This window comes from Streptomyces sp. NPDC047014, assembly GCF_040644195.1.
In the GTDB taxonomy this organism is placed as follows: Bacteria; Actinomycetota; Actinomycetes; order Streptomycetales; family Streptomycetaceae; genus Streptomyces.
Genome location: NZ_JBEYVX010000021.1, coordinates 1 through 23318, shown reverse-complemented (window position 1 = coordinate 23318; position 23318 = coordinate 1). Strand labels below are relative to the sequence as shown.

At 69.2% G+C, this 23318-nt stretch carries 22 protein-coding genes and 1 pseudogene; 10 read left to right on the top strand and 13 right to left on the bottom strand.

The genetic code is table 11. From position 1 onward, the window contains the following. Positions 1-114 precede the first annotated feature (114 nt). From ABZ873_RS15025 to ABZ873_RS14980, 10 genes are all read right to left on the bottom strand, one after another. Positions 115-615, bottom strand: a complete 501-nt coding sequence (locus ABZ873_RS15025; protein WP_360870738.1) for a hypothetical protein — start codon at positions 613-615, stop codon at positions 115-117. 55 nt (positions 616-670) lie between these two features. Beyond that, a complete protein-coding gene (locus ABZ873_RS15020; RefSeq protein WP_360870735.1) occupies positions 671-1297 on the bottom strand; it encodes a hypothetical protein in 627 nt (208 codons plus the stop codon). Between the two features lie 100 nt (positions 1298-1397). Then, on the bottom strand, positions 1398-1694 hold the full coding sequence (locus tag ABZ873_RS15015) for a hypothetical protein (RefSeq protein ID WP_360870732.1): 297 nt from the start codon (positions 1692-1694) through the stop codon (positions 1398-1400). Between the two features lie 235 nt (positions 1695-1929). Continuing rightward, positions 1930-3639: a mobilization protein gene (locus ABZ873_RS15010; RefSeq protein ID WP_360870729.1), complete on the bottom strand. Its 1710-nt coding sequence runs from the start codon at positions 3637-3639 to the stop codon at positions 1930-1932. Positions 3640-3654: 15 nt separating this feature from the next. Continuing rightward, on the bottom strand, positions 3655-4182 hold the full coding sequence (mobC, locus tag ABZ873_RS15005; RefSeq protein ID WP_360870726.1) for a plasmid mobilization relaxosome protein MobC: 528 nt from the start codon (positions 4180-4182) through the stop codon (positions 3655-3657). A gap of 243 nt (positions 4183-4425) precedes the next feature. After that, positions 4426-4617 (bottom strand): hypothetical protein, encoded by a 192-nt coding sequence (locus ABZ873_RS15000; protein WP_360870723.1) that lies wholly within the window; start codon positions 4615-4617, stop codon positions 4426-4428. Then, a complete protein-coding gene (locus tag ABZ873_RS14995) occupies positions 4617-5519 on the bottom strand; it encodes a DUF2637 domain-containing protein (RefSeq protein WP_360870720.1) in 903 nt (300 codons plus the stop codon). Before ABZ873_RS14995 ends, ABZ873_RS15000 begins: the two co-directional genes overlap by 1 nt. Before the next feature lie 69 nt (positions 5520-5588). Next, the gene (locus ABZ873_RS14990) at positions 5589-6236 is read right to left on the bottom strand and encodes a WhiB family transcriptional regulator (protein WP_360870717.1); all 648 of its coding nucleotides are present in this window, start codon (positions 6234-6236) and stop codon (positions 5589-5591) included. Between the two features lie 112 nt (positions 6237-6348). After that, positions 6349-7104, bottom strand: coding sequence for an ATP-binding protein (locus tag ABZ873_RS14985; RefSeq protein WP_360870714.1), 756 nt, complete (start codon positions 7102-7104; stop codon positions 6349-6351). Further along, on the bottom strand, positions 7101-8204 hold the full coding sequence (locus ABZ873_RS14980) for a hypothetical protein (RefSeq protein ID WP_360870711.1): 1104 nt from the start codon (positions 8202-8204) through the stop codon (positions 7101-7103). The genes ABZ873_RS14985 and ABZ873_RS14980 overlap by 4 nt, the downstream gene beginning before the upstream one ends. A 1026-nt stretch (positions 8205-9230) precedes the next feature. On the opposite strand from ABZ873_RS14980, the gene ABZ873_RS14975 reads away from it, so the two are divergent. Beyond that, entirely contained in the window at positions 9231-10580 is a 1350-nt protein-coding gene (locus ABZ873_RS14975) for a helix-turn-helix transcriptional regulator (RefSeq protein WP_360870708.1), read from the top strand. Between the two features lie 164 nt (positions 10581-10744). Further along, positions 10745-11170, top strand: a complete 426-nt coding sequence (locus tag ABZ873_RS14970; RefSeq protein WP_360870705.1) for a thioesterase family protein — start codon at positions 10745-10747, stop codon at positions 11168-11170. A 217-nt stretch (positions 11171-11387) separates the two neighbouring features. Here the strand turns inward: ABZ873_RS14970 and ABZ873_RS14965 are convergent, their stop codons facing one another. Both ABZ873_RS14965 and ABZ873_RS14960 read right to left on the bottom strand, forming a co-directional pair. Beyond that, positions 11388-11585, bottom strand: coding sequence for a DUF397 domain-containing protein (locus tag ABZ873_RS14965; protein WP_360870702.1), 198 nt, complete (start codon positions 11583-11585; stop codon positions 11388-11390). After that, positions 11582-12448 carry a helix-turn-helix transcriptional regulator gene (locus ABZ873_RS14960; RefSeq protein ID WP_360870699.1) on the bottom strand — a complete coding sequence of 289 codons (867 nt, stop codon included), beginning with the start codon at positions 12446-12448 and terminating at the stop codon, positions 11582-11584. Before ABZ873_RS14960 ends, ABZ873_RS14965 begins: the two co-directional genes overlap by 4 nt. 522 nt (positions 12449-12970) lie before the next feature. Here ABZ873_RS14960 and ABZ873_RS14955 point away from each other — a divergent pair. From ABZ873_RS14955 to ABZ873_RS14935, 5 genes are all read left to right on the top strand, one after another. After that, the gene (locus ABZ873_RS14955) at positions 12971-13189 is read left to right on the top strand and encodes a hypothetical protein (protein ID WP_360870697.1); all 219 of its coding nucleotides are present in this window, start codon (positions 12971-12973) and stop codon (positions 13187-13189) included. 619 nt (positions 13190-13808) lie between these two features. Next, positions 13809-14969, top strand: coding sequence for a glycosyltransferase family 1 protein (locus ABZ873_RS14950; protein ID WP_360870694.1), 1161 nt, complete (start codon positions 13809-13811; stop codon positions 14967-14969). Continuing rightward, complete coding sequence (locus ABZ873_RS14945) at positions 14966-15673, top strand: hypothetical protein (protein ID WP_360870691.1); 708 nt, start codon at positions 14966-14968, stop codon at positions 15671-15673. The genes ABZ873_RS14950 and ABZ873_RS14945 overlap by 4 nt, the downstream gene beginning before the upstream one ends. After that, positions 15670-16875 carry a glycosyltransferase gene (locus ABZ873_RS14940; RefSeq protein ID WP_360870688.1) on the top strand — a complete coding sequence of 402 codons (1206 nt, stop codon included), beginning with the start codon at positions 15670-15672 and terminating at the stop codon, positions 16873-16875. Before ABZ873_RS14945 ends, ABZ873_RS14940 begins: the two co-directional genes overlap by 4 nt. Before the next feature lie 22 nt (positions 16876-16897). Further along, complete coding sequence (locus ABZ873_RS14935; protein ID WP_360870686.1) at positions 16898-17791, top strand: glycosyltransferase family 2 protein; 894 nt, start codon at positions 16898-16900, stop codon at positions 17789-17791. On the opposite strand, the gene ABZ873_RS14930 is transcribed toward ABZ873_RS14935, so the two are convergent. After that, on the bottom strand, positions 17749-18231 hold the full coding sequence (locus tag ABZ873_RS14930) for an ATP-binding protein (RefSeq protein ID WP_360870683.1): 483 nt from the start codon (positions 18229-18231) through the stop codon (positions 17749-17751). The genes ABZ873_RS14935 and ABZ873_RS14930 overlap by 43 nt on opposite strands. Before the next feature lie 113 nt (positions 18232-18344). Between ABZ873_RS14930 and ABZ873_RS14925 the strand changes: the two genes are divergently transcribed. From ABZ873_RS14925 to ABZ873_RS14915, 3 genes and pseudogenes are all read left to right on the top strand, one after another. After that, complete coding sequence (locus ABZ873_RS14925; RefSeq protein WP_360870922.1) at positions 18345-19256, top strand: FkbM family methyltransferase; 912 nt, start codon at positions 18345-18347, stop codon at positions 19254-19256. Between the two features lie 232 nt (positions 19257-19488). Then, entirely contained in the window at positions 19489-19962 is a 474-nt protein-coding gene (locus tag ABZ873_RS14920; RefSeq protein ID WP_360870680.1) for a hypothetical protein, read from the top strand. 999 nt (positions 19963-20961) lie between these two features. Continuing rightward, a pseudogene (locus ABZ873_RS14915) lies at positions 20962-23237 on the top strand (catalase). Positions 23238-23318 lie beyond the last annotated feature (81 nt).

Below are 23318 nucleotides of genomic sequence, written 5' to 3'. Positions count from 1 at the left end.
CATGAGACTCTGGCGGATCGACGCACCCCTATCTACGCCCGACGCCCCGCCTGGCCTCAGCGCTTGTGCGTGCGGGGCGGGCGGGGAGTCGGCGGCACGAGTGGGGTTGGTCGCCTATGCCGGCCCGCTCGTGAACCGGTCGGACGACATCCTGAGATTCCGCATCGGGGAAATCGGCACATTGACACGGGTGTTCTGCTGAAACCGGGCCACTGCCGTTGCCCAGACGTCTTCGACAGCGGACACGGTGGTCCTCTGTTCGTTGGTGCGCTCTTCGCCCGTGCCATCGACGTGTTCTTCCCCGAGGGCGAGGGCAAGCATCTCCTGCTCGGCAGCACGATCAGCAGCAGGCCGACCAAGCAGCAGTGCTGTTGCCTGCCGCAAGAGAATCCCGGAGTTCTCCAGCAAGGCGAGAGCCCGTCCGATCTCATGCCAGCCCACACCGGCCGCCAACGCGGTGTCGATGGCACTCCCCGACATCTCGTGCATCACCAGCACGAAGCGCTCCACACTCTCCAAGGCGGCCTGCGGCTGCGTCGCCATCTGCCGCTGCATCTGGGCCAAGAGCACGCCCTCGGCCAGCTCCTGGACCAACGCCTTCTTTCCCTCTTCCACCCCCACTCAACGAGGACAGAGCTCCAGAGCAACGACTCGGATCTCGAGCAGTCGCTCAGCGAGTCGTCACCTTGGCCAGGGCGGTCTGCCCGTGGACCATGACCTCCGCAGGGCTGCCGGAGACGACCAGGAGCAGGGCCCCGTCCCGAATTACGGTCTGCTGGACGACGGTGCGCCGCCCGCCGGCGGTGATGGTGAGGACCTGTCCCCACTGCTCGTCACCGAGACGGGGCGCCCGCACTGCCTGGGTACGGACCTCCGCCACGGTGGTGGCGGTGACCAGCTGGTACGACGGGCAGGCAGCCATAGCGGTCATGATCCGCCCGACTCCCGCGGAAAGTTCCTTCGGCGGTGCGGAGTACAGCTCCTCGGTTAGCTGGGTGCCGCCGGGGCCGACGAACACACGCTTTCCCTGGGTCGGGAACATCGCGTACGGGTTGTCCGCGGCACTGCCCAGCTGCTCCAGCTGCGGGCACCCCTCGACGGACGTCTCGGGCAAGGCCGTGGTTGCGGCGGGGCGGGAGGCGTAGCCGGGGCCGAGATCGTCGGCGGTGAGCAACCTCTCCTCCAGCTGCTCCGACGTCGCGGTGGGCGTGCTGTCGGAGGGCGGGGTGGAACAGCCGGTCAGAGGCCAAAGGGCGAGGCAGGTGCTGGTGAGGATGGCGGAATGGCGAAGGCGCATACAGGTTCCCTGGGTCGGATACGAGTGGGCTGACCGTGGCCGCCTCCTCCGAGCGGCAGGGCAGGAATACAGGGGTTCCTGGGGGACACCGGGCGCCGGATCAGTGGTCGAGGGAGCGCAGGCCCTCCTCAAGCGTGCCGAACTTGCCATTGCTCGGTCCGCTGTTGCGGTTGTACCAGGCCACGTCCAGGCGGGGCTCCAGGGTCTCGTGTCCGTCGCGGCAGCGCAGCCAGATCCGGCCCTGGGTGCACAGAATCACCCAGTCCCGGTACCGCTCGCACTGCGGGCAGGCGCGGACCTCACCGTCGACGACGAGGGGGCGGCGCCACGGCATGAACCGGCCGGCCAGCTCGTCGTCGGTGTCCATCCGGAAGTCCGGAGGCAGGAAGTCGTCCACTACCGGAGCGGCCGGTGCGGGCTCGGGCGTCGGCTGGGCGGGCTGGGGCCACTGCGGCTCCGGGTACGCCAACCACGGGACGCCCGCTGGCCCTGTCTGCCCACGCTCCTGCTTCGCCTTCCTACGACCGAACACTCGGACTCCCCTCCCAGTTGGCTCCCCGCAACGGCGGCGGGTCATGAAGCGTGCCCCACCGCCCCCACCTGCGGCAACTCACGTATTCCTGAAAGCTCAGTCACCTCCGGCGGCGCTGTGGGCCCTTCGCGGCCGGGTTCCCGGCCTTCCGCCCGGCGGGGTCCGATTGGACGGAGCCGCCCTCGGGCATGGGCGTCACCTGGGCGTCGGCCGGTAGGTCCGCGGCGCGGCGCAGCCGCCACACCAGCACGTCGGACATCGACTCGGCGCTCGCCAGCTCTCGGCGGGCAGCCGCGTCGGCCAGCAGGGCGGTGGCGTCGTACCCGGCCGCCTCGGCATCGGCCAGGGTCGCTGCCAGCGCTGCCCACCCGGCTTCCGCCAGCACCTGCTCCGCCACCGCCGACGGCAGTGCTTCCCGGACTCGGAGGACCTGGCGGCGCAGCACCGGAAGAGCGAGCGACCGGCCTCGTACGGCCAGCACACCCATTGGCTGCGCGGCGGCGGCCCGGTAGGCCGTGCGCAGGTGCACGGCGGCCAGCTGGGCGGCGGCGGCCTGTTGGGCGTGTGCCTTCTTCCCGTGCCAGTGCGCGGCCACGGTCACTAGGAAGAACACGGCGTCGATCACCATCGCGGTCGTCGCGCCGTCTTCCCCTCGCCCGAGTGCCGGACCGCTGTGGACGAGGTCGCGGGCAGCCTGGCGAAGGGCCCGGTCGTGCCCTCGTTCGGCCCGCACATGCGAGCGGGAGGCCCGCTCGAACACGAACGCGGCTTCCCGTAGTTCGCGCCGGGTGTGGGCGGCGGACGTCTTTGCGAGCGCGTCCAGGACCTCCCCGGCAGCCGCGATGTAGGCCGCGGCCACCCCGTCGTCCGCCCTGTCCATGACCAGCACCGCCTGCCACAGCGCCGTGCTCGCCCGGCGCCGCGCCGATGCGGGCCCCGACGACACCGTCTGCTCGGATACCGGGCCGGTGCCGCGGCCAGACCAGCGCTCCCGGATCCGGGGCAGGGACAGGTCCGGGCCCAGCTTCGAGCCGGGGTAGAAGACCGGCTCACCTTGAGCGTTGACGTCTCCGGGCAGCGCGACCGTGTACCCCAGGAGGTCACCGGACGGTGCGACACGTGTGCGGACCAGCACACCGGCGGTGCTCAGGCGGTCGAAGAACTCCGTCTCGTTTTTGGCGCCGGCAACGGCCCGACGGACGGTCTCGCGCAGTTCCTCCCGGGCGGTGCGCTCGCGGCCCTGGCGGGCAGCCTTGTGACGCTCGGCGCTGGTGGGCCGCTTGGCGGCGGTGCCGTCACCGGGGTTGAGGCGGCGAAGCCCGAGCTCCTGCTCCAGGCGGCGGGCCTCGGCCTGGACGCGGACGGCGTCGAAGTCGAGGTCCGGCCGGTAGCCGTCCTCACGCACCAGGGTGGCCAGGATGTGGATGTGGTCGGCGGCGTGCCGGACGGCGACCCAGCGGCAGCCCGCGCCCTGCTCGGGGTCGTCGATGCCGGCGGCGGCGACCATGCGGCGGGCAACGTCGCCCCACTCCTGGTCGGACAGGATCCGGTCGGTGGGGCCGTTGCGTACGGACAGGTGCCACACGTGCTTCTTCGGGCGCTCGTTCTCGTCGAGCAGGGCCAAGGGCTGGTCGAGGAGCTGCTGCAGCTGCTGGTACGTGGCCTCGGGGTCGCGGCCGGGGTCGGGGGCGGCGTGGTCCCAGGACGCCACGAGATGCGGGTCGATGTGCTCTTCGGCTCTGCCGGGTCCGTACAGGTAGTACAGCAGGCCGATGGTGCGCGCCCCGCGCTTGTGGATCTTGGGGACCATGACGGTGGGGTGTTCCTAGCGGTGTTCGAGGAGTCGGTCGGTGGCGGCCTGGACCCGGTCGGTGGCACGGCGTACGGCTGTCAGTACCGCGTCGAGGTGGGCGTCCGTCGGTCGGTCACCGGAGTTGATGGCGCGGGTCAGCTGGTTGAGGTTGTTGCCGACGTGGCCGAGGTGCCGGCGGGCGGCGAACATCTCGGAGATCAGCTCACGTTCGCCGGCGATGGCGCCGGCGGCATGCTCGGGGTCGCGGGCGGCGGTGAGGGCGCTGCGGGCGAGGAACGCGGGCAGGCTCGTGCGGGCTGCTGCGGCAGCGGTGGCGAGTTGGTGCTTCTCGGCGTTGTTGAGGCGGACGCTGCACACGTAGCTGCGCTTGTCGGCGGCGGTCTTCGGCGAGCGCTTGCGCGAGGCGTTCTTCGTGGCGCGGCGGTTGCGGCGCGGCGCGGGCTGCTCCTCTGGCTGCGATCCGCCCTCGGTCGCTGTCTGGTGGACCGGTGCCCCCTGGCTCCGGTCCGCTCCCGCCACCCCTGGGGCGGGATTGGCCATGGCGCTCTTCCCCGACGGGGAAGAGCGTCTTGGCCGATAACTTGCTCCTTCCGGGGACGAGTTGGTACTCGAGGAACGGCCGTCATGGCGGGACGACTCGGCCGGTCCGACGCGCTGGGTCTGCTCCGTTTCCGGAGAGTGCTCGGCTGAGGTCATGCGCGGTTCGGCCCTTTCGGGGGTCAGGTGCGGAAACGGGGAGGGGCGGCCCGGGCGCTGCTCCGGGCCGCCGTACGGGTAACGGGCTCACGTGCAGAGGGGGCAGCGCGCGAAATGGCGGGTGAGCGCCCGGGCCATGTTCTGCTTCACCGCCAAGGCGTGACGCGTACTCGACTTCGAGGCGATGCTTCCCGCGTGAAGGGCGGCATGGTTCCGCAAGAAGACGATGTCGCGTTCGTATCCAGCCTTCAGGTCGGTGAATCGGTCGCATGTCTTCATCAGCGGGTGGCTCCTTCGGAGGACGTGGTGGGGGCGGTGGCGGCACGGAGCGAGGTCAGGACGGGACCGATGTGCTCGTTGCCGAGGGGGATTCCGCGGGCACGCATGATGCTCCGCAGTTGTGCCCTGGTGATCTGCTCGTTCCCGTCGGCCGCCAGGACCGCAGGCACGTCCGGGAGGACCTGCTCGACGACCTCGGCCTCAGAGAGGCGCCGCGGTCCGGTCCGGCGATCCCCCCGTCCGGTGTGCACTCTGGCCCGGACGGTCCCGGGGCGGACTGGTCCGGGGCGGGGCGGCGTGGTGGGCGTTTCGGTCCGGTCCGGGTTGGGTCCGGTCCGGGTTTCCGTGCGGTCCGGCCGTCCGGTGGTCCGGCCTGAGTCCGGGTCCGGTCCGGGTTTCGGTCCGGGGCGGGGCGGTGTGGTGGGGATGTCGGTCCGGTCCGGATTGGGTCCGGTCCGGGCCCCGGTCCGGCCGGTCCGGATCGGCCTGGCGACACGTTGCTGGATCTGCCTCATCATGACGCCGAAGGCCAGCAGGGCGGCGGTCGGTGGGACCGCCGCGACCAGGTAGTCGAGGAGTGGAACCGGACCGGTCGTGGTGCCGCTCACGCCGGCCACGTTCAGGGCGATCGATCCGAGTGACCCGACAGCCGTCAGTCCGACCGCCCACCAGTCCGTGACCCGCCGAAGTCCTGCCCGCAGCATCAGCAGCTCGCCGGCGACGATGAACATGTCCAGTGTGGCGGGCCAGGCCCACTGCCGGATCGGCGAGCTGTGCAGACCGTGACGCCCGGCGACCTCGGCGAGGTGGGCGTAGGAGAGCCAGAATCCGGCGCCGGTCAGGACGATGATCACTGTCCCGGCAGCGATCAGGGCGTATCGGTCGGCGTTCTCCTCGGTCAAGGGCTCCCTTTCTCCGGGCTTGCTGGGGGATGCGGGGTGTGTCCGCTGGTGGTCGGGCGGGCGGGCAGTTCAAGCCGCCTTCCTCAGGGCATTGATCAGTTCGTGCGTCTGGGCCTGGCGGGGCACCTGGCAAATCGTTTCCGCAGGTGCGGTCTCGCCGTCGGCCTCCTCGCCCTGGTCCGGAGAGCTGGTGTCCTCGCTCTCCGCGGCAGGGACCTGCCAGTACCGGTCGCGGTCGGCCACGGCGTGGCGGGCTTCGCGCAGCAGGTCACGGGCATGGTCGAGGTCGATGCGGAGTGCGTAGGCCAGACGCTGGGCGCTCCAGCCGCGGAGATAGGCGGCGCGGGTGACGGTGTCGCGTTCGGGTGCGGTGAGGTGGACGTCGCGGCCCATGAGTGCGGCGCGGACTCGGGCGTAGTCGAGGCGCTTGGCGACCTTGGCGTGCCACGGCTTGCGTTCCGCCTCGGTCAGGCCGCCCCACATGCCCCAGCGGATGTCGTTGTCCAAGGCGTGCGTGAAGCAGTCCTGGCGTACGGGGCAGGCACCGCAGAGCGTCTTTGCCTCGGCGATAGGGGTGTGGGCGCGCGGTGCGGAGAAGAACAGGCGGTCGGCCTCGGTGGGGGTGAGGTCGTGGCACTTCCCGCGGGCGTGCCACGAGATGTCGGCGATGCCGCGCAGTTCCGAGACCGGCTGGGTGTTGGTGGTGATGTGGCGCATGGGGAGGGTCTCCAGGGCATGCCGGGCTGCGGCGAGCGGGGGCGGCACGCGGCGGCGGGTGCCCGCGGGCCGGCTCGCGGGCCGGGCGGTGGAAGGTGGTGGGCGCGGCGGGTCAGGCGGCGCGGTAGCGGCGGTCGGGTCCATCGATGTGGACCGGCAAGCACATGCCGGACAGGCGGCTCAGCACGCGGTCGCCGACTTGGTCCCGCAGTACCGGTTGGCCGGGGGCCATCTTCGGCATGCGGACCGGTGGCAGGTTCGTGGTGATGATCGTCGGCAGCTGGTTCTGCGCTCGCCAGTTCAGCAGGCGGAAGTTGATCTCTTCGGTCCACGCCGAGCCCTTGGCGGCGCCGAGGTCGTCCAGGAGCAGCAGCGGCATCCGCACGATCCGGCGCAGCAGGTACTCCGGATCGGTGCCCCCGCGCGCTCGCATCGCGCCATACAGGTCTGCGGCAGTTGTGGCGTGCCAGCGCACTCCGCACCCAGCCGCGGTCAGGGCGCGGATCGCGGCGTACGCCTGATGCGTCTTACCGGGGCCGGTGGCCCCCCACAGCAGCAGGCTGCGGCCATGGGTGATCTCGCGCTGCCCGGCGGCCCCGAAGTGCGGGTTCAGCGGGCTCGCCGCGTGGCCGACTGCGCTGTCGGCGATGGTGCGGACCCACTCGGCTACGGCGGGGTGCTCGACCTGGGCCTCTCGGTAGTCGCGCGGGATGCGCAGCTGAGCGGCTTCCAAGGCGGGGATCGCTTCCGGGGTGTCTGCGACGGGGGCGCTGGGGTCGATGCTGCGCTCGGCGAGCTTGCGCCGCATCCAGGCCATCGCTGCGTTGTCCGCGGTGGTCTGGGGGTCGGCGAGGCTGGTGCGGTTCACAGGGCGACTCCGAAGGTGCCGGTCGGCTCAGTGGGATTGCGGTACGGCGTGTACGCGGGGGAGGCGTTGGCCCAGGGCCCCGCGCCGGAGGCGGAGGACGGGCTCGAACTCGACGACGGCGCAGGCCCGGCATTGAGAAGTTCGTTGACTAGGCTCGGCAGGACACTGGGGTTCAGCCCCTTGGAGCGCAGCCGCTCCAGCGCCGGTCTCAGGACGTCGGGGCCGTAGCCCTCGTCCAGCAGCGAGCGGATCTCCTTGCCGAGGTGCCCGAGGAACTTCTTCGGGGGACGTCCTCCGGGGCAGCCGCGAAGGTACTCGGCCATCAGGACCTTCGCCGACCACTCGCTCGCCTCAGCCGCTTCCAGGGCTTCCTCCGAGGAGGAGCTGAGCGTGGGCGTCCCGCGCCCCCTACGGGGAGATCCAGGATCCAAGATCCTAGATCCAGACCGCGAACCCTCAGTGAATGTGGCGTCAGTCACGTCGCCTGCTTGCGGCGCAACGCCCTGGCCTGCGGCTTTCCTCGCGGGGCTCTCGATGGGAGGGCTCGGGGGTGTTGCGGCCGCAGTCTCATCCCCATGGGTGGGCGTGGCGCGCATCACCGTGGGCGTGGATGCGGTCGAATCGGACGGACCGGTTCGGGTGAGCACTCCGTGAGTTGCCGCAGAGTCGCCCCCGCCGACGGGCGGCTCGTGGGCCGCCGCATGGGTCTCGGTGCGGCAGCGGGGGCGGTCGCACTCGCCGCACGCCTTGGCCGCCTCGTGGGTGGGGCAGCGGGGCAGTCGGGATTCCGAAGCGCGGTTGATCTTCTGGTGCCGGTCCCAGGTCACGATGTGCAGCCAGGACTTGCCGTCGCAGCCGGTGTACCGGCACACCAGGCCGGCTGCGGCCAGCTGCTCCAGATCGTGGGCGACATGGGCGGGAGTGTGCTCCGGGCGCAGCGCCCACAGTCGCCCGGCGATGACGGCCGGGTGGTCGCGGAACCGACCGGAGTCGTCCGCCTGGGTCAGCAATCCGAAGAAGGTGAGCACCGCGGTGACGGTGACGGAGGCAAGATCCTCGGATTCGAAAGCCTCGGGCTTGATGGTGCGGATGCGTGCCATCAGGCTTCACTCCCGTGCCAGAGGGGCGGATGGGCGGCGTCCGCCGTACAGTCCGCGGAGGCGGCCAGAGGGTCCGGCCTTTCGCGCAGGGGCGTGCCCATGCAAAACTCTCCCTGAGTGATGCCGCAGCCGGTGTGCCCCGTGGAAAGGGCCGGCGCGGTGATGATGGGTCTCTCCGACCGTTGCCTCGGCTGGAGATGTGGCTCTTCGCGTTCGGCGCCCGGGAGTTGCCTCTCCCGGGCGCTGTTTGCTTTTACGGACTAGCCGCTCGGTGGTTCTTGCATGTGGTCCCTTCTCGGTCTCCCGGGTTGCCTCCCGGTGGGGGACGACGAACATACGCAGACACCCGCGCAGGATCCAGACCTGGCTCTACAGAGCGTGAAAGGTTGTCTGCGTCAATCATTTCGCTCAGGTGCTGCTGTGTTTCGTTGTGATCCTCCGCGCACGGACACCGGTGTGGTGCGCGCCGAGCGCGGCGGAAAAGATCTTCAAGAGGGCCCCCACGTTCTGAACCGGCAGGCTGAGGCTCTGTACCGGCTGGTCTCGTCTGGATTTAAGCCCGCAGGCAAAGCCTTCGTCAACGGCGTCTCGTGGCCGAATCCACGCGCGTAGAAGGATGTGTGGGATGTGTGTGGGCCTGATGAGGTGGTGCATCAACGACGCTCATTCCGAAGGGGGTTGCTCGCACGAACGCCACCCAGGGGGAATGCCTGCGGGGGGAGTTAATGATCATTAGGGGGCTTGCAAGAAAAACCGGCAAGGATTTGCCGCTTTCCTGATCATGGTTAGCTTGTCGGTCGGGGAATGTCCATGTTCGTCACGGATGGCGAGGTGGAGGCGGCCTGCGTGGTTGCACGTTTAACCAAAACGCCTGTGTCTGAGGCCACAAATTGTGGAAAGCAACCAAGGTCGTCGTATCGTCTTTGCGGGAGACATCCGGCCGGGGGGCCAGCATCCGTGCTGCCCCCTCTTTTTCATGCCCTCGGCCCGGGTGTCGCCCTGTGGACGAGACAAAGGAAGGGCCTCATGGTTGCTCAGGGGATAGTCCCCTTCGGCGATGATCACGCCGAGAACAAGGGCGGCACGCTTGGTGGAGAAATCGCCGGTCAGTTCATTGGATTCGGTGGCTGGCTGAAGCGATGGCGTCACGCGGCGGGGCTCACCCAGACCCCGGTGGCGAAGGCCCTCGGTATGGGAGTGCGTACCTACCGGAACGTTGAGAAGGGCGCCGCGGCCCCGAGGTTCACGAAGAGCCAGTGCGAGGCGCTCGCGGACCTGCTGGGGCTCGACAAGAGTGAGCGGCACGCTCTGCTGCTGTACAACGTCGGTACCACGCTCAGTGATCCTCAGATCGACGCGAGTCCGGAGCTACGCCGAGCGCTACGACTCCTGATTGACCGACAGATGCCCTCGCCCACCTACCTGACCGACCGCAACTGGAACGTCCTGGCCTACAACCAGGCCATGGCCGAGTGGTGGCCCTGGGTCATGGAGTCGCGGGCAAACCTGATGCGGTGGGCGCTGACGAATCCCGAGGCCCGCACGCAGTACCACGACTGGGACATGCACGCCGGCGCCTATGTCCGTCTGTTGAAGTTCGCCCAGGCCACGCACAAGGGAAACGACGAGCTCGTCGAATTGATCGCCGAGGTGCGGCTGGATCCGGACGTCGAGCGAATCTGGTGCACACAGGGTGATCTGGAAGCGGATCGGGACGGTCACGTCTTCCGGATGATCATCCCGGCCCTGGGTTGGGAAACCGTCGAAGTCGTCTCCCACGTCCTGTATCCGGCATCGATGCCGTCCCACCGGTTCGTGGTGATCACCTGGGTCGAGGCCGAGGACTCCGACGAGGAGACTGACGCGCTGGGCGGTAAACGCAACGCGTGGGCGCATGCTGACGCTGGTCCACCTGCCGCCCCGCAACCCTCCTCCCAGGCCGAAGCCGATGCTGCCCGCCGCCGTGCGGCCCGCGCGCTCACCGCCCGCCTGGTCGTCGACAGCGCGGACGAGGCGGCAGCGCTCGCGGGCCCCGACGGCATCCCGCTGCCCGCGCTCAGCGCGCTGGCAGGACCGGGGTGTCGACTCACCTTGTCGCCGGAGAACCACTCCGTGGTGTGGGCCATCCAGGAGGCCCCCGGGGAATGGGGCGTCACGCAGCTGGGGGCCGGCGCCGTGGTCGACCGCGTCCAGGCGCCGATTTTCGACCCCGATGCCCGGGCGGAGTTGAAGCTGCTTCTGCGAGCATCCTTGCCGGACGCTGACCAACTGGCGCTCGGCCGACTGCACGGTCAGCTTCCCCAGGCTGACCTCCGGGCCGCGCTGCTCCGCGAGATCTTCGACGACCTCCGAGAGGTCGAGACGCGGCCCCACTAGTGGGCGTGGTTGGCCGATAGTCCGTCAGAAGCAACTTAATGTCACGACCGGCGCCATCTCCGTGCGAGGCGGGAGCCGGGATGGGGCCGCCTGGACGGTACGGAACGTCTGGGCGGGCCGACTCCCGGAAGGCGTCGCACATCACACAACCCTCAGGAGTTACCGTGTCCCGACACGTCTACGACTGCCCCATCCGCTTCTCGGACCTCGACGCGAACGGCCACCTCAACAGCTCCCGCTACGGCGTCCTGCTTGAGGAAACCCGCATGCGGATGTTCAGCATGCTGGTCCCCAGTGATCCTGCGGAGCGTCTGGCGAGGAACTTCCTCCTGCGGGAACAGACCATCCGCTATCTGTACCCGCTGGAGAACTGGGAAACCCCGGTCCGCATTGAAGCCTGGGTGACCGACGTCAAGCGCGTCTCCCTCACCTTCCACTTCGAGGTCAGGGACGACCAGCACCTCTACGCCACCGCGACCTCCGTCGTGGCCGGCTACGACTCCGTCCGTGGGGGCATCCGTCGCTTCGAGCCGAACGAGCTTGAAGTCTTCAAGAGCTACGCCGACAGCGCTCAGGATGTCAACGGCTGATCGCCCCGGTGGAGCGGACCCACGCTCGTCACCGTGGTGGGTCTGCGCCCCCGGTGGCCGGGGGCTGCGGTCTGCTGTAGAAGTCCCGGGCAACTGCACCATCTGTCAGCGTGCCGTGGCGGCCGGCGTCGACCGCCAGCGGCTGAGGCGGGGCGGGGGTCTGCTCCCCATTGCCCCTGTGGTTGGGGGAGGCGGACTTGCTTCGGGCGCGTTTGCCTCAGCTGCCGGATTGGGCGACAAAGGCGACCAGCTTGGCGAAGCCTGTCGGAGCCAGTTCCAGGATGGGGCCGGTCTTCCTCTTCGAGTCGCGGACGAACACGGTGCCCGGGGCCACGGCGACCTCCAGGCAGTCCTGTACACCGGCGCTGTGCGACGACTTGAACCAGCGGGTGCTGTCGGGGGCTGGGGCGCTCATGCGTGCTGCTCCTTCAGAATCATTTTGATCGTGTCGCGCGACTCGTCCGGCGAGAGGGCGTTGGCGACGATCTGTGAGAAGGCGTCTTCGAAGATCGCTACGTCTTGCGTCCCCTCCACGAAGGTGCCCCCTCTCAGGTTTTCCAGGTTGACCACGGTCGGCCACGGCGAGGGGAAGCTGATGATATTGAACATCCCGGCGATGCCCGGGTGGGCACCGTTGAGGAGCGGCATCACCTGGACGGTGATGTTCGTGCGGGTGGACGCTTCCAGCAGGTAGGCGAGCTGGTCGCGCATGGCGTCCGGATCAGGGAACGTGTGCCGCAAGGCGGCCTCGCCGATGACCGCCCACAGGCGCAGGGGGTTGGGGGAGCGCTCCAGGACCGACTGGCGCGCCAGCCGGAGTCTGACGAACCCCTCTTTGTCTTCGGCGCTCCGGTTTATGGCCGTCGAGTTGATCACTTGGCCTGCGTACGGGCCGCGCTGCAGCAGGCCGGGGACAAGGTCGGACGAGTAGAAGCGCATGTCAGATGCGTCGTCGTCGACGCTGAGTAGATCTTCGTAGGAGTCGCCTACCGCGCCGAAGCCTGCCCACCAGCCGCGTTTGCCCGTGTCCCGGGCGAGGGCCGTCATGGAGTTGATGAACTGGGCATCTTCGACGCCATAGTGGTGGCTGAGGAGCAGTTCGACATCTCGGGCGGCGATGTGCTGGCGGGCGTTCTCGATCTTGGACAGCTTGAACTTGTCCCACCCCATAAGTGCCGCAGCCGCCTCCAGGGAAAGATTGGCGGCCGCCCTCCGCGCCTCCAGTTGCTCTCCGAGCCTGCGGCGCCGAAGGGTGGGCCTCGCCCTCTGGTTCGGCACATCTTCCCCTGATCTGTTGGCGAGTGACGTGGTGTCACCTACGGGTGCAGGTGGGCTGCCCCTGGGTCGCATTGTGCCCGTTCCGGGTTTCATGCGTCGAGGGTGAGTTGAAATCTTATTGGGTGATCCTGTTGCGCACCCGGTGTGTCGAGGGCACTCTATCTATCGCCCCGAGATGACGACTCGTCACTTCAAGATCTTTTGTCACTGCCTGTCGTCGTCCGGGATTGCCGGGTTCGCACACGGGCCCCGGCACGGTAGCCGTGCCCGTTCCATCAGGGGATCCGGCGCCGCCCTAGCCCACCCCCTACCTGACGCCGAGGCCGCCATGAGCCAGAGCACCACCAGCGCACGAACCTCATCGGTACACCCCGCCAGCTTCTTCCGCTCCGTGCACGGACCCGCCGCTACCTGGGACGCCGCGACGTGTCAGCTGTACCTGGAGCTCTTCAGCCAAGCCGGTGAGCCCGCCTCCGGCCCATCGGGTCCGAAGACCGTCCGGTGACCCCGGGGGCAAGCACGATGCCGCACTCGTCCGCGGTCGGACCGCAGAGCTACTTCGACAGCTACCCCGCCAACGGACGCGTCCTCCCGGGGGCGGACACGAACGTCGGCGACACCCATGAGGGCCGTGCCCACCTGTTCCCGGTCCCGCAGCGCACGGGCGCCTGGGATGCTGGACGCAGCCTCGGGGGACGGCATCTCTGGGCCGACCTGAACACCGCCAGGACTCAGTCGTGAGCGCCCGGACGGGTGGGGCCCACCGGTTACCCCGCCGCCGACGTCGCCATCTCCCCTTATCCCCCGACGGCGACGTCATTTCGGGGTTGCTCCTGGCGGCCGGAAATGCCATCGGACTCGCGCTGGCGTTCCTGCCTATCGCCGGCACGCAACAGGCGCAGGCCGCAGTGCCGAGCGAGACCGCGCCTGTCGCCCCCGACGTTGAGTCGGCCGAAGAGCAGCCGCCCGCGGCCAATGCCACGGCCGACGGGCAGCGGACGGCCGGAGGGTCGCACGACGTTGCCACGTGCTCCTGCCGCTGCGGCACCAAGCACCCCGCCCCGGCACTGTTGTTGGCCGGATCCGAAACCTCGGCAGCGGCCCCTGAGGCCGAGAGCCTTGGGAATCCGGTCCCCGGACCCTCGCGCGTCCAGCCGGACCCGGCATAACTCCCAAGCCATCAGAACGCCCGGGAAGACAGGTCGGCCGGAAGGTGGCCCTTGCCCGGCAGTCGACGCCTGGTCGACATCGGGCTCGTCTCCACAGAGCCAGTCCCCCTCACCTAGCACACGTGCATCCCCAGGCCGCACCACCCGCCCGCGCCTCGTACCCAAGGCGCCGCTCGTAAGGAGATCCGTACATGCCCAGAATCCTGTATCTGCTGAACATCTCGAACCCTGACAAACTGGCCTCGGACTCCGGATGGATCGTCGCTGACATCCTCGCCCCCGCATTGATGGACCAGGGCGCCGACTTCGTGATGGCCGCGCCGGCCCGCGTCCGCGACGGGCGGGCCCGCTTCGAGCGGACGGCGGTGCCCGTCAACAAGTACAGGGCCAGGCTCGACCCCACCATGAACGAGCTGGTGGCGCTCATAGACCGGACGACGCCCGACGTCGTGGTCGCCAACCAGGTCGAGGCCGCCACCGCGGTCCGCGCGGCCCTGCTGGAGGCGAAGTCGGACGCGTTATTGGCCGGCTACTGCCACTACCTTCCCTTCTCGCCGCGGCGCGGCCAGTTGCTGCACGATCCGGCCCTTGACGACCGAGGACTGGGTTGGCCCGTCCTGCTCACCTTTGCCGCGGGCCTGGCCGCCTGCGACCGGATCCTGGTGCACTCGGCCACGGCGGCTACCTGGGTTGTGGACGCCGCGGCCCGTGCGGGTACCGACATCACCGACCGGATCCGGATCGTCCCGCCCCCCAGGGACGAGCGCCTGGTTCGCGACCCGGCCGAGCTGAGCGCCATGACGACGGGCACGTCCCTGACCGGCATCTACAACCACAGGCTTTACCAGCACTACGGCACGCCCCGATTCGTGACGCTCGCCCAGCAGCTCACGGCCCGTACGCAGGCACGGCTCCGGGTAATGGACCTCTTCGGCTCCCGCAGTCCCGAGCGGGTCGCCTTGGACGACAGCCCTGAACGGATGCGTGACGAACTCGCTGCCCTCCCCAACGTCGAGGTCCGCACAGACCGCGGCGACCGTGGCACCTACCGCCGGATGTTGGAGGAGTGCCACTTCGGCTTCGGCCCGTTCCGCCCCGGCTGTCCCTGGGCGATGTCGGTAATTGATTGCCAGGGCATGGGTCTGCCGGTGATCGCGCCCAGGATGGACTGGTTCGCCGAGCACATCGCCGCGGACTTGCTCTTCACCACCGACGCAGAAGCGGTGGCTCTCGTCGAACGACTCGCCTGCGACGCAGACTTCTACCTCGCGCAGGCCAAGGGCGCTCTTGCCTCCACGGCCGGACTCAACCCGGCCGTGGTGGCCGCCCGGTACCTGGAGGCGGTTGCGTGATTGCCACCGACGCCGTCATGCTCAGCTACGACGAACCCCTCGCCGATGAACTCCACGCCCGGGCCGAGCGAGTGCTGCGCCGGCCCACGAAGCGGCTGCATGGTGTTCGGGGCATGCGCCGCGCCTACCGCCTGACTGCTGAACTGGTCGACTACGAGCTGTTCTTCCTCATCGATGGCGACTTCGCCATCAGCGAGGACTTCGACCCCAGCACGGTCGCCCCCCTCGCGCGGGACGTGTCCATGAGGGTGTGGCCCGCGCTGAACCCGCTCAACGGCCTCGTCTACGGGTACGGCGGGATGAAGCTGATGCGCCGCTCGGACCTCTACCAGCTCGGCAGCGCGGTCGACGTGCTGGCGGCCCTGCCTGGGAGGGTCGAGTTCAGCCGCGAAGCCGCCGGCACCACCCGCTGCAATCAGAGTCCCTACCACGCCTGGAAGGCTGCGTTCCGGGAGTGCGCCATGCTCTCCCAAGGCAGCGAGTACGGGATGAGCGACGAGGGCACCAGGCTCCGGCTGGACGCCTGGAAGTCCTGCGGTCAGGGTGGTGACTTCGCCGAATTCGCCGTCGCTGGCGCGCACGAGGGAATCGCCTTCGCCGCGGGTCGGGGCGACCGCTCCGATGACTTGGACCTCATCAACGACCCGGGGTGGCTCCTGGCCCGCTTCACCGCCAACCACAGCACGGCAGTGGTGACAGGATGAAGCCGACGCTCGTGCTCGTCGAGCGCAACGCGCACCTCCCCAGCGGCCACCACCATGGCGCCCTCATCGCCCTGGCAAGCGCCCACCAGCCGACCGTCGTCATCGTGCCGAACGGCGTCACCGCTGAAACTCGTACGGCCCTCGTCAAGGCCCAGGCCCAAGTCGTTGACCGGCCCCACGGCACGGCCAGCCGGATCTTGACCGCCGCGGCCAGAGCCACCGAGGCGACGGCCGACGTCGCCTTGGCCCTCTTCCGCTCACGGCACTGGCCCAGGAAACTGCGTCGCGCGCCACATCAGATCACCGCGCTAGCCCGATGCCTGACCGAGTCCGCAGCGGTGCGTGCGGGGCGGTTTGTGGCGGGCTCCCACCCGGTCACCGTCCTTTCGGCCGGAGAGGCCCTCCACACGACCGCCGGCCTTTTCGGCGGACCGCACGCCCGCTACGTCCACGAGATCAACACCACCGAGGACTCCTCGCTCCGGCTCTTGGGGAAGATCACCAGGCGGGTCGGGGACCGCGTCACGCTCCTCGCCCCGACCGACCAGGTCCGGGACGACCTGGCCGCCCTCTTTCCCTATCTGCCGTGCCGCACCCGCCCCTTCGCGGTGGCCGATTCCGGCGACCGGATCAGCGAGACCGAGCGTTGTGCCGCGAGGCAAGAGGCTGGTCTGAAGGCTGCCGACCGAGCTGTGTGCCTGGTGGGCGGCTGGTGGCCCTCCAAGGACTTCGCGACCATCGACGCGGCCTTGCACCGCATCACCCGCCCGCTCACCGTGCTCGTCATCGGCGCCCCCCTGGACGAGCAGCTGCTGCGGAGGTGGCGCAGCCTTCCCCGCGTCCGTCTCCAAGCCACCCACGCGGCGGCCACGCAGGCGCAGATCCGCAGCGTGTACGCCGCGGCAGACGCAACCGTCCTCGCGCGCCATCCCGGTGTCGGCAAGGAGTCCGGGCTTCTTGCCGATGCCGTCAGGCTCGGTGTCCCGCTCCTGGCCTCCGACCACGACCCAAGCCTCTCGGAACGCCTGCGGGGCCGGGATTGGGCTCGGATGTTCCCCGTCGGCGATGCCTCGGCACTCGCTGAACAGCTGGACCGCCTGTCCAGCAGCCTGCCCAGGCGGCCTGGGCCGAACGCCGCCCAGCAGATCGGCATACCCACCGCCGCTGAACAGGCCGCGTTCCTCGTCCACCTCCCGCACTAACCGATGCAAAGGACCTCACCCCATGACCGTGATGCCCACGCTCGTGGCACTGATCGGCCCCGTTGAACCTGACCTATTGGAGACCTGGCTGCGCCACTACCGCGAGATCGGAATCGAGCGCTTCACCCTCGGCTTCCACTACCCCGACCACGTCACCGAGGACGTGAAAGAACTCCTCAGTGATGTCTGCCGCCGCGAGGGCATCGCCCCCGCTCTGGTCAGCGGCGGGCCCTGGCACGAACACACCAACCCCCAGTTGACCGCCGAGCTCCGCGGCATCGCCGGGGACGGATGGCACCTCGTCGCGGATTCCGACGAGTTCCACACCTACCCGGCACCGCTGGCAGACGTCCTGCGCGACGCCGAACATCGCGGAACTCAGACCGTGGGTGGCCTGATGCTCGACCGCGCCAGCGCCGACGGCACCCTCACCGGCTGGGACCCGGCCGCCGGACTGGACGCCGGCTACCCCCTCGGTGCCTTCCTCACCCACCGTCTCCTGCGCGGCGACCCACGCAAGATCGTCCTCGCGCACTCCAGCGTCGTCCTGTCCTCCGGGAACCACCGTGCGCCCGGGCACCGGCCCATCAACCGCCCGCCGGTCGTCGTCCACCATTTCAAATGGCGTGCGGACATCCGCGATGACCTCGACCGCCGTTACCGGCACAGCCTCGACGGCAGCTGGCAGACGGACTCGCCGGCTATCCCCACTGAGGCCCGGCGGATTCTGGATCACCTCGACCAGCACAACGGCCGGATCAACGTCCACGATCCCGATCTGGCATTCAGGCCCGTCTCCCTGATGCACCAGCCCTCCTGGTGGGTGGGAGAAGCTACTCAGATCGTGGAGACCTGGCGGCCCCCGGCCCGCGGTCACAGCCAGTCCGGGGCGATGACCTCCTCGCCTTCACCCTGAGGCACCTCGAACCGCGCGAAGAAGTCGTCCAGCGCCTCCGGCGACACGAACAGGGCGTTCGCGTCCTCTCGCCGGTTGCGCTCCTCCAGCCGCCGGAGCAGTTCCTCCCGGCCGACCGGGAAGTACAGCAGGCGCCACCGTCCGCCCGCCGCTTCCACCAGCTGCTTCATCTCGTCCCGGTGCTTGCGCGGCCACAGTCCGTGGTCCCACACAACATCCCGGCCCTCCGCCACGAGCCGCACCAGCTGCTCCTGCAGCTCAGCGACGATCGGGGCCTCCTTCTCGAAGTACGTGGGCTCTGGGTAGTCCACCCCGTACCGGCCGTGCCGTTTGTGCACCACCTCGTCCACGGACAGCCGTACGGCACCTGCCGACTCAAGTCGGCGGGTGGAATACGTCGTCTTCCCCGAGCCCGTCAGCCCGACGAGCAAGAACACCACCGGCACACCGTCGCGCCCCACCGTCACACCCTCCGCCGCTGGCCACTACCTCCCACCAGCTTCCCACCGACAACCCGTTCTGCGGGCCACTTCAAGGAGCCGCCGTGCCCCACATGCCTCGTCCGCTCGTCACCGTCCTGCGCGCGTACGCCCGGTACGCGCCCCCCGCCCTCGCCTTCGCTCCTCTGATCCGATATCTCGATCAGGAGTTGGCCCGCCACCCCCGCACCACGGTCACCCGCACCAGGGACGGAGACCTGGTTGCCGTCACCACCAACGACCTGATCCAGCGCTACCTCTACCTCCACGGCGTGTGGGAGCCCCACCTCACGGCCTGGATCCGGGGGAGACTCGCCCCGGGTGACACCTTCATCGACGTCGGTGCCCACAGCGGCTACTACACCCTCCTTGCCTCCCGCCTCGTCGGAGCGGCCGGCCGCGTCGTCGCCGTCGAGGCATCTCCCGCCTTCCACAGCAGCCTCGTCGAGGCTGTCGGGCGCAACGCCTGTCACAACGTCCGTACGGTCAACGTTGCCGCCACCGACACTGCCCGCTCTCTGACCCTCTACCTCCAGGACGCGGCGAATCTCGGCAACACCTCCGCCGTCCAGCCGAAGAGCACGCACTCGTCCTTCGAGATCGAGGGCCTGCCTTTGCCGGGGATTCTGTATCCGGACGAGCTCGCAGAAGCACGCCTGATCAAGATCGACGTGGAGGGAGGCGAAGCCTCGCTGATGGATGGCCTCGCGCCGGCCCTCGGCACTCTTCGCGCCGACGTCGAACTCGTCATCGAGATCACGCCCCGCTCGCTGGCCAAGCAGGGGCAGAGCATGCAGGACGTCTTGGGGCCCCTTCAGGAGCACGGTTTCCACGTTTACCGCATCGTCAACGACTATGACCCCACCAGCTATCCGCGAGCGGTACGCCGACCTGCCGTCCCCCTACGGTGGGACGGGTCAATCAGCGAGATGAGCGACCTGGTCTTCTCCCGCGTCGATGCTGATCACCTCGATCCGATACCCTGAGCCCCTAGACCCATGTCTCCCGGATTTCGATGATCTCCGGCCGCTTGTCAGCGGGAAGTTCGTCAAAGAACCGGGCGTCCCGTAGGACGGACCGGGCTCGGCCCGGGGGACCCCGCGCGGGACGAAGTGCACTCACCAATAAGGTTGTTGGCCACCAGGAAGGATGGATAGGCACGCCGACGTCTCAGGGGCACGAGTTGGCTTGTCAGAGGCATCGGCTAACTTGCGGGCCATGGGAAATTCAGGCGGATCATTGACGACCCGGTCCACGGGGAAACTGCACCAGCTCATGCGGGAAGCCGGGTTCACGGGCATCGACGACACGCAGGCGTTGGCGGAGGGCTGGCAGGTCACGGACTTCGCCGACGCCGGACGGCGCAGTCTTGCGAACCTCGTCGAGCGAACGGGGACACCGGCCATCATGGTGTCCTTCCTCGACAGCGATGTGGGCTTCATCGAGGCCCTCACGCCGGACGGCAACAGCTGGGAGGGCCTGCTCAACCGCGAGATGGCGAAGAGCTACGAGATACCTCTGGAGCACTTCCCCATCGAACACGCCGTGGCCGGCGCACTCGCCTGGTCGGCCGCTGCCGGACTGACGCCCGACGAGGAAGCCATCCGGCAGACACTCACCGGGTCGGCCCTGTTCGCGGAAGAACTCTCCTCAGCCCTCCTGGTCGCCCTGGGACTGCCCGGCGCAACTTAGCAAGCCAGGGCCTGGGGAATTACGTGAACGTCCACAATGGCCGACCGGCACCTCGCGGAGGTGGCGGCCGGGTCGCGCCGACGATCGGTGCCGACGTGCACGGCGCGCTGGCCGCCTACCCCGTGTCGGTGTAGAACGTCTTGTTCGATGGTGGGGTTGCCGAGGTGATCCAACGCGGCGCCCGACACGCCGGCTCGAATGGGCGCTGCCCTCACGGCCGGCGCCGTGCCGGCTACACGACGTCGATAGCGACCTCTGTGCTGCCTAAGACCCTGCCGCCGGGGGCCCGGACCCGCCGACGGCCGCTTCCGAAGCGTATGGCTGAACCGCGGCGTCGCTCGGTCGGCGCACGTTCGTCCCCGACGATGGCCGTCCCCGCTTGACACCCGGCTGGGGCCGGCGTGGGCACTGGCGCTCGCATTGTCGACGGGGAGGTGTCCGACGGCACCGCTGTACCCTCCGGCCCGCGACAGCCGGTGACGCGGCGACAGGAAGTCCGAGCCAGCGCTGATGGGGCGTGAAGGCCGCCGACGCGGTGTGGTCATGGGACGACCAGCTGCCTGGCCGACGCGGTGACGTACGACGGGTGCCGGCTGACGCTGGGCGTGCGCGAGATCCACCGGCCCTGCTGCCGGCTCACCAGCCGACCGCACGCCCGGTACACGTGAGAACGGGTTCTGAGAACGGCGCCGGGCCCGGTGACGGTCCGGCGACCCGTCTCCGATCTTGCTCGGGCAAAGGATCGTTTGTCAGAGTCGAACGCTTGTATTGATGTCCTGTTTGCGGTTCGGGCATTCGGCCCCGCCGGAGCGAGCGAGTCACTGGCCGTCGAGGCATCCGCGCTCTCCTGGCAAGTGCCTGCTGCCAGCGGGCCCGTGATTGATGTCGATGGCTGATGAGGACCAGGGCGGCGCCGGGGGGTGGCCTGGGCAAGGTTTCGGTATCCGCTGCCCAGGTCACAGGTGTAGGGCCCGAGGGTCCCTCATTTGTGGAGATGTGATGTCCGAGAAAAACCCGGTGAAGGCCGTCGCTAACAAGATCGCCGGCGTCGTGCAAGCTGATCCGGCAGGCGGCCCGGAGGAGGGGGTCCCTGGTAAGCCGGCCCCCGTCTCCCCGCAACTGGTGGAGCCGACGACGCCGGTCGAGCCGCTGCAGCCGAAGGCGGACCAGAGCGGCCCGGAGACGGTTAGCCCGACCGGGCAGCCCACCGGCGCGGATCCCGCCCGCATGGCGCAGAGCGGCGCGTACCTGACGACCGCGCAGGGCGTCCGGCTGTACGACAGCGACCACTCGCTGAAGGCCGGCCCGCGAGGGCCGGTGCTGCTCCAGGACCACCACCTGCGCGAAAAGCTGATGCACTTCGACCACGAGCGGATCCCGGAGCGCGCGTGGTCCACGCCCGCGGCTCGGCCGCACACGGCGTCTTCCAGTCCTATGGGACCGCACAGGCGGTCAGCAAGGCCGCGTTCCTCGCCCGGGACGTCGAGACACCGGTGTTCGTCCGCTTCTCCACGGTGCTGGGTTCGCGCGGGTCGGCCGACACGGTGCGCGACACGCGCGGCTTCGCGACGAAGTTCTACACCGAGGAGGGCGTCTTCGACCTGGTCGGGAACAACATCCCGGTGTTCTTCATCCAGGACGCCATCAAGTTCCCCGACATCATCCACGCCGGGAAGCCGCACCCCGACCGGGAGATCCCCCAGGCACAGTCCGCCCACGACACCTTCTGGGACTTCGTATCCCTGCACACCGAGGCCACCCACCACACTCTGTGGAACATGTCCGATCGGGGCATCCCGCGCTCCTACCGGATGATGGAGGGCTTCGGCGTCCACACCTTCCGTCTCGTCAACGCACAGGGCGTCACCACGCTGGTCAAGTTCCACTGGAAGCCCAAGCTGGGCGTGCACTCCCTGGTCTGGGAGGAGGCGCAGATCCTGGCCGGGGTGGACCCCGACTTCCACCGCCGCGATCTGTTCGACGCCATCGAGGCGGGCGCGTACCCGCAGTGGGAGCTGGGGATCCAGACGTTCCCCGACAGCGACGACCAGATGTTCGAGGGCATCGACCTTCTCGACGCGACGAAGATCGTCCCGGAGGAGCTCGCGCCGGTGAAACCGGTGGGGCTGCTGACGCTGAACGCGAATCCGTCGAACTTCTTTGCCGAGGTCGAGCAGGTCGCCTTCCACACTGGCCACCTCGTCCCCGGCATCGACGCCACCGACGATCCGCTGCTGGCCGGACGGAACTTCTCCTACCTGGACACGCAGCTCACCCGGCTCGGCGGTCCCAACTTCCCGCAGATCCCGATCAACCGCACGCACGCCCCGGTCAACGACATGCTCCGCGACGGCTTCCACCAGACGGCCGTGCACCGCGGGGTGGCGCCGTACAAGCCCAACAGCCTCGACGGCGGCTGTCCCTTCGTCGCCGGAGCCGACACCGGTGCGTTCATCGACGTACCGGTGGAGGTCCCGGCCGGACGCAAGGTCCGGGAAGCCCCGGCCTCGTACGACGACCACTTCTCCCAGCCGCGTCTGTTCTGGCTGAGCATGAGCCCCGTCGAGCGCGAACACATCATCGCCGCCTACACCTTCGAGCTGTCCAAGTGCTACGAGCAGGCGATCAAGGAACGCACCCTGACCGTGCTCGCCAACATCGACGGTGAGCTGTGCGCCCAAGTTGCGGCCGGACTGGGCCTGCCTGTGCCCGCCGCCACCGAACCCCTCGCCGATGTCACCCCCAGTCCCCGCCTGTCGCAGGTCGGTGCCACTTGGCCGCTGGACGGGCGCGTGATCGGCATCGTCACCGACCAGGCCATCGACATGGCCGGCGTGCGCGAGGTCCGCGAGGCCGTACTCGAGGCCGGCATGGTGCCGCTGGTCGTGGCCGCGGCCGGCGGAGTGCTGGGCACGGGCGGCGACCCGGTGACCATCCAGCGCACCTTCGCCACCGCCCGCTCCGTCGAATTCGACGCCCTGGTCTTCGTCGGCGCCCCCCAGGCCGGAGCCGATGCCTACGGCGCCCGTGACGCCAAGGCTGGCGCCCCGGGCCGCGCGGTCGGTGACGCACGTGTGCTGACGCTGCTGACCGAGGCATACCGGCACGGCAAGGCCCTCGCGGGCTGGGACGGCGCGGAAGCCCTCTTTGAACAATCCGGCATCTCCGCCGGTGAACCCGGCGTCATCGTCTCGGACGGACCGCAGGCCCTGCCCCAGCTGATGGAACTGCTGAAAGCCCACCGTGTCTGGGAACGATTCCCCGCCGCCATGTGATGTCCCCTCCCGTGTTGGCCGGGCCCTGAGGGCCCCGCGCACACCGGCCCGCGGCGAACGGGGGTGGTGCGCGGGCGCGGG

Bases quoted from the DNA above. Each gene is read 5' to 3' on its own strand.
- ABZ873_RS15020 (WP_360870735.1), bottom strand. From the start codon at position 1,297: ATGCGCCTTCGCCATTCCGCCATCCTCACCAGCACCTGCCTCGCCCTT.
- ABZ873_RS15010 (WP_360870729.1), bottom strand. From the start codon at position 3,639: ATGGTCCCCAAGATCCACAAGCGCGGGGCGCGCACCATCGGCCTGCTG.
- mobC (WP_360870726.1), bottom strand. From the start codon at position 4,182: ATGGCCAATCCCGCCCCAGGGGTGGCGGGAGCGGACCGGAGCCAGGGG.
- ABZ873_RS15000 (WP_360870723.1), bottom strand. From the start codon at position 4,617: ATGAAGACATGCGACCGATTCACCGACCTGAAGGCTGGATACGAACGC.
- ABZ873_RS14990 (WP_360870717.1), bottom strand. From the start codon at position 6,236: ATGCGCCACATCACCACCAACACCCAGCCGGTCTCGGAACTGCGCGGC.
- ABZ873_RS14980 (WP_360870711.1), bottom strand. From the start codon at position 8,204: ATGGCACGCATCCGCACCATCAAGCCCGAGGCTTTCGAATCCGAGGAT.
- ABZ873_RS14975 (WP_360870708.1), top strand. From the start codon at position 9,231: ATGGTTGCTCAGGGGATAGTCCCCTTCGGCGATGATCACGCCGAGAAC.
- ABZ873_RS14965 (WP_360870702.1), bottom strand. From the start codon at position 11,585: ATGAGCGCCCCAGCCCCCGACAGCACCCGCTGGTTCAAGTCGTCGCAC.
- ABZ873_RS14955 (WP_360870697.1), top strand. From the start codon at position 12,971: ATGCCGCACTCGTCCGCGGTCGGACCGCAGAGCTACTTCGACAGCTAC.
- ABZ873_RS14950 (WP_360870694.1), top strand. From the start codon at position 13,809: ATGCCCAGAATCCTGTATCTGCTGAACATCTCGAACCCTGACAAACTG.
- ABZ873_RS14940 (WP_360870688.1), top strand. From the start codon at position 15,670: ATGAAGCCGACGCTCGTGCTCGTCGAGCGCAACGCGCACCTCCCCAGC.
- ABZ873_RS14935 (WP_360870686.1), top strand. From the start codon at position 16,898: ATGACCGTGATGCCCACGCTCGTGGCACTGATCGGCCCCGTTGAACCT.
- ABZ873_RS14925 (WP_360870922.1), top strand. From the start codon at position 18,345: ATGCCTCGTCCGCTCGTCACCGTCCTGCGCGCGTACGCCCGGTACGCG.
- ABZ873_RS14920 (WP_360870680.1), top strand. From the start codon at position 19,489: ATGGGAAATTCAGGCGGATCATTGACGACCCGGTCCACGGGGAAACTG.